General features: G+C 71.6%; 4 protein-coding genes. 2 read left to right on the top strand and 2 right to left on the bottom strand.

From position 1 onward, the window contains the following. The first annotated feature begins 526 nt into the window (after window positions 1-526). The gene (locus tag ACY45C_RS03775; RefSeq protein ID WP_462186255.1) at window positions 527-1204 is read left to right on the top strand and encodes a hypothetical protein; all 678 of its coding nucleotides are present in this window, start codon (window positions 527-529) and stop codon (window positions 1202-1204) included. Between the two features lie 361 nt (window positions 1205-1565). On the opposite strand, the gene pyk is transcribed toward ACY45C_RS03775, so the two are convergent. Continuing rightward, the gene (gene pyk, locus ACY45C_RS03770) at window positions 1566-2981 is read right to left on the bottom strand and encodes a pyruvate kinase (RefSeq protein ID WP_462186254.1); all 1416 of its coding nucleotides are present in this window, start codon (window positions 2979-2981) and stop codon (window positions 1566-1568) included. Between the two features lie 268 nt (window positions 2982-3249). Here pyk and ACY45C_RS03765 point away from each other — a divergent pair, with 268 nt between their 5' ends. Next, window positions 3250-3432 carry a hypothetical protein gene (locus ACY45C_RS03765; protein WP_462186253.1) on the top strand — a complete coding sequence of 61 codons (183 nt, stop codon included), beginning with the start codon at window positions 3250-3252 and terminating at the stop codon, window positions 3430-3432. Between the two features lie 127 nt (window positions 3433-3559). Here the strand turns inward: ACY45C_RS03765 and ACY45C_RS03760 are convergent. Continuing rightward, on the bottom strand, window positions 3560-4292 hold a 733-nt coding region (locus ACY45C_RS03760; RefSeq protein ID WP_462186252.1), incomplete at its 5' end, for an ABC transporter ATP-binding protein.

Below are 4292 nucleotides of genomic sequence, written 5' to 3'. Positions count from 1 at the left end.
CCACGCCTCGTCCCTCGTGCCGGAGGGCACCGGATCCGGCTCGGGATCGGGTCTGAGCTGTCGGCGCACCTGCATGGTCGGCGGGTCGGCAGAACGCGACGCCCGTGGACGACCACGATCATGATCGAGTATGTGGTCATCCCCGTCGGTACGGGCGGGCGGCCGACGCCCGGCCGCGGCCTCCAGGGGATCCCTGCCAGGTTCTCGATGATCCCGGACGGGAACCGGCGCCGGCACTCCTCGCGACCGAGGACCCTCCTCAACGCCGGGAACGGATGGCACCCTGGCGCCGGAACCGGCGGACCCGGCGGAGGTCCTCGAGACGTCGCGCTCGAACCACGCGGGTCGGGACGGTGCCGGTGCCAGCGTCGGTGCCGACGCTAGCGTTGGCGTTGGCGGTCGAGCCCGGGTCGGCGCCGGTGCCGGCAGCTGCGCGGAGGCCGGCGGTAGGGAGACCGGCGGTGGGGAGGCACTCGTACGGCCGGGCGTCGAACGCGCGGTTCCGGCCGAGCTGACCGGATTCCCCGTGCGACTCGGGGGAGGCGGTGCCGCGGGACTACCCGAACGGCTCGCGGCCGGTGGTGCCGCTGCCGGAATGGGCGGGGGCGGGGCGGGCGGCCCGGGCCGCGAAGCCGAGGGCCGTCGGACGGCGCCGCGCCCCTGGCCGGAACCGGGCTGGGCAGAACCGGGCTGGCTGGAACCAGACTGGGCGGGTGTGTCGGTCTTCGGTGGCGTCGACCGCTTCGATGATTCCGGGGTGTCCGCCGCGGCTGGCCGGGCGGGAGCCGGCGGCACCGACCGCTGCCCGCCGCCCACGGACCGCGCCGGTGAAGCTCCTCCCAAGGGTGGAACCGACGTCGGCGGGATACGGCCGGTACCCTGCCGCGGGGCGGCAACCGCGCTCCCGGGGTTTCCCGGCTTCCCGAGGTTCCCCGGCTTTTCGGGATTCTCTGTCTTTGTCGTGCTCTGCGGGCTTCCGGCCCGCTCCGCACCGCTCCGGCCGGCCGGACCCGCGCTCGCTGCTCGTCCGCCCTGGGAGGAGGTCGGATTCGACGCACGGGCGGACGTGGCGGCCGCGTTCCTCCCGGCCCCCGGGCGCGGTGCGGTCTTCTCCGTGGTCCCACCGCTCTGCCCGGTCCGGGGTACTCCGGTTTCGGGATTGGCCGCGGCGTCGCCGTTCGTCGACCGGGCGTCGGACGCCTGACCGTCCGTCCCACTTCCCTGCTCGGCCATCCCACCACTTCCTGACATACACCGTGTGCAACAGGCCGCCGGCCGACCCGGTACGGACCGGAGGCGACCGGGCCCGGGCCGTACCACGCCCCCAGCTTGTCCGCCTAGGCCCAGCTCGGCATCATCATGACAGTCATCAGCTCACGCCCGACATGTGCCAGAACGGCAACGGCACAACGGTGGCCGCGCCGACGGGCCGTCGGCGACCGGCGGACTCGGCGTCGGCGCGGCTCGGGGTGCTCGAGGTAGGCCAGTTCTCGGCCAGGGATCAAAGATCAAAGATCAGGGATGCGACGCTGACGCCAGACGGTGGGGTCAGTCAGACGGTGGGATCAGATGGCCTCCCCGATGCGATGGACCCGCATCATGTTGGTCATGCCGGCCACGCCCGGCGGCGTCCCGGCGACGACGACCACCAGTTCACCCGGCTTGCATCGGCCAATATGGAAGAGGGCGCTGTCGACCTGGCGGACCATCTCGTCCGTGCTGTCCGCGAACGGCACGAGGAAGGTTTCCACGCCCCAGAAGAGCGCCATCTGGTTGCGAACCGCCGGAATCGGCGTGAAGGCCAGCACCGGGACCTCTGTACGGTACCGGGCAAGTCGCCGGGCCGTGTCACCACTGAGGGTGTGGGCCACGAGATAACGGGCGCCGACCGCGGCTCCTACCGACGCGGCGGCCTGGGCGAGTGCCCCACCGAGCGTGCGCGGTTCGGTCCGCAGGGGCGGTATCCGGCCGAGGTCGGCCTCGGCGGTCTCGATGATGCGCGCCATGGTGGCCGCGGCCTCGATGGGGTAGGCACCGACGCTCGTCTCCGCCGACAGCATGATCGCGTCAGCGCCGTCCAGGACGGCGTTGGCGCAGTCACTGGCCTCGGCACGGGTCGGCCGCGGCGCGCTGACCATGGACTCGAGCACCTGGGTCGCGACGATCACCGGCTTGGCCCGCTCCCGGGCCTGGCTGACGGCGCGCTTCTGCACGAGCGGCACGTCCTCGAGCGGCAGCTCGACCCCGAGATCGCCACGGGCGATCATCAGACCGTCGAACGCCTCGATGATCTCGTCGAGTTCAGCGACCGCCTGCGGCTTCTCGATCTTGGCGTGGACCGGGACCCGGATCCCCACCTCATCCATGATCGCATGCACCGCCACGGCGTCCACAGCACTCCGGACGAAGGACAAGGCGACCATGTCCACCCCGAGGTTGAGGGCGAACCGCAGGTCAGCGGCGTCCTTCTCGGTGAGCGCCGAGACGGTGAGCGCGGCGTTGGGAATGTTCATCCCCTTGTGGTCGCTCACCGGCCCGCCAATGACGACCGTGGTGTGGACATCGGTGTCGGTCACCCCGTCGATCTGGAGGACCAGGCGGCCGTCGTCAACCAGGACGCGATCCCCGGCCGCGACGTCGCCCGGCAGGCCCGGGTAGGTCGTGCCGACCTGATGCTGATCGCCGGGAACATCACGGATCGTGACGGTGAACCGCTGACCGGGCAGCAGGGTGACCCCGCCGTCGGCGAAGCTCCCCAGCCGGATTTTCGGTCCCTGGAGGTCGGCGAGCGTGCCGACACTGCGGCCGGCCGCCTCCGCGGCCTCGCGCACCCGCGCGTACGTGACGGCATGCTGTTCGTGTGTTCCGTGGGAGAAATTTAGTCGGGCAATGTCCATTCCCGCGTCGACGAGGGCCCGGACCTTCTCTGGCGAGCTGGTCGCGGGGCCGAGGGTACAAACAATCTTGGCTCTACGGGGCACACCCAGAGCCTAAGTACTGATCGTCGGTCATTGCACACGGGGGCCACCAGGAGACGCGTACGGCGGCCCGAGAAGTAGTCAGATCAGGCGTATCCGTTATATGCTGCGCGTGGTCGCGCAGCGGCGTACCGTTCATATCGTCCGCGCCACACCCCTGTCGGTTGACGCGCGTGATACGGGAAAGACGGCAAGGGCGCCGGACGTTCCTGGGATCCGCTCCCTCGGATGCGGAAGTCGGTAGGGCACGATCGAGTCCCCCGGAGCCGGTATGAAACAAAATCCCGCCATCCACCGCCAATCGTCCGGCGACATCGACATCGACATCGCCGTCGCCGACGTCATGGCTCCCGCCGAGACCAGCGTTGTCGCCTCGGAGGTGCACGCCGGCGGCGCGGCCGGCGGGAGCTCCCCCGCGGCCGCGCCGCTTCGTCCGGCCGAGCCCGGGTCTTAGTGTCGCCACGACGGGCGGCCGTGCTCCGCGGCCTTCCCGCCGCGGACCACTGCCGGTCGCCGCCCACCTGTCGGGTCGGCGCGACGCCGGCCGCCCGAACGTGGCGCGCCCGGGTGTGGCCCAGGAGTCAGACCCCGACCGGTGGGGCACTGGCCCCTTCGGCCCACCCCGCCTCAGCACCGACGGCCGGGGCCGGGGCAAACTGGGTCCGGTACAGCTCGGCATAGAGCCCGCCGCGGGCCAGCAGCTCCTCATGGGTCCCGCTCTGCACGATCCGCCCGTCGTCGACCACCAGAATGCGGTCGGCGTCGCGCACCGTGGACAGCCGGTGCGCGATGACCAGGGATGTCCGTCCCACCAGCGCGGCGGTCAGCGCCTGCTGCACGCCGGCCTCGGACTCGCTGTCGAGATGCGCGGTGGCCTCGTCCAGCACGACGATGCCCGGTTCGCGCAGCAGCAGCCGGGCGATGGCCAGCCGCTGCTTCTCCCCGCCGGACAGGCGGTAGCCCCGGTCACCGACGACCGTGTCCAGGCCGTCCGGCAGGGAGCGCACGAGCAGCCCGATCCGCGCCGCGCCCAGAGCGGTCCACATCTGCTCGTCCGAGGCGTCCGCCCGGGCGAAGGCCAGGTTCGCGCGGATGGTGTCGTGGAACAGATGCGCGTCCTGGGTGACCACACCGACGGCGGACCGCAGGGACCGAAGGGTGAGATCGCGGACGTCGTGCCCGCCGATGCGTACCGACCCCGACCGCACGTCATACATGCGCGGAACGAGCTGGCTGATCGTCGTCTTGCCCGCTCCGGACGGGCCGACCAACGCGATCACCTGCCCCGGCTCGACCCGGAAGGTGACATCGTGC

The sequence above is a fragment of the Frankia sp. CcWB2 genome (assembly GCF_977927585.1).
Note: the sequence above shows the minus strand (reverse complement) of the source record. Positions and strands in the feature narration are given on the sequence as shown.